Annotated in this window: 1 protein-coding gene; it reads right to left on the bottom strand. The window is 70.1% G+C overall.

The genetic code is table 11. The annotated features are described in order from the left end of the window. Positions 1 to 992: HNH endonuclease signature motif containing protein (locus tag C8D87_RS44975; protein WP_112232845.1), on the bottom strand; the 992-nt coding region annotated here is incomplete at its 3' end. Positions 993 to 1,007: the final 15 nt, after the last annotated feature.

The raw sequence follows: 1,007 nt of genomic DNA on the forward strand, positions 1-1,007 counted from the left end.
AGCCGGTGGTGATGGCGGCAGAGCAGGACGCCGTTGTCGATGGAGGTGTCGCCGCCGTCGGCCCAGTGGTGGATGTGGTGGGCGTCGCAATGCTTGGGCGGCCGGCCGCAGCCGGGGAAGGCGCAGCCGTGGTCACGGGCGACCAGCCCACGCCGCATCCCGGCGGTGAACGTCCGCGCCTTGCGGCCAACATCGAGCGGCTGCGACGTCGCACCCATGACGACCGGGATGATCCCGGCGTTGCAGGCGAGCTGGCGGACCTGGTCGGCCGGGACGCGTTCGCGGTTGTCCAGCATCGCCTGACCCACCCGCCCGGCCAGGTCCTCGTAGCGCATGGTCAGAGTCAGGGTGACCGGTTCACCGCCGTGTTCGGGCAGCTGGTCCGCGCGCAGCATCAGGTCCACGAGATCGGCCAGAGCGTCACCCTCGCGCTCGGCACGGGACCGCAGATCGGGGCCCTCGTCGGCGGTGGCCGGGCGGGGCTTGGCCAGCGGGTCGAGCAAGGCCTCGTACTTGGCGCCGGTGATCGTGTCCAGCTTCGCCCAGATCTCCAAATACCCGTTCTTCCACCGCATCACGTGCTGGTTCGCCAGCGGCGCGGGCTCGATGTCGCGGGGTTCGGGGTCGTTCTGGAACAGCCGGTAGGCCAGCTCCTTGCCGAACGCCCGCACCGCACTGGGCTCATGCTCACGCGCGAAGCCCACGACCGGCTCTTCGGCTTCGGCGGGCAGGGCTTTCATGACCTCGGCGAGCACCGCGACGTGCTCGGTCGACAGCGCGCCCTCGGCCGCCGCGTCGGCGACCACCGGAAGCTCGGGCGCGAGCACGCTACCCGTGGGTGTGATCTCGCGAACCAGTAGTGCGGCGTGGGTGACCCATTTCCTGGCGGTTTTCCGATCCCACCGCACCGCGTGCCGCAGCACGTGCGGCACATCCTTGTACCCCAGCTCGGCCGCGGCCCCACGCCGATCCAATTCGGCGATTTTCTGCATCACCGAATGTTCGCG

It is taken from the genome of Lentzea atacamensis, from assembly GCF_003269295.1.
In the GTDB taxonomy this organism is placed as follows: domain Bacteria; phylum Actinomycetota; class Actinomycetes; order Mycobacteriales; family Pseudonocardiaceae; genus Lentzea; species Lentzea atacamensis.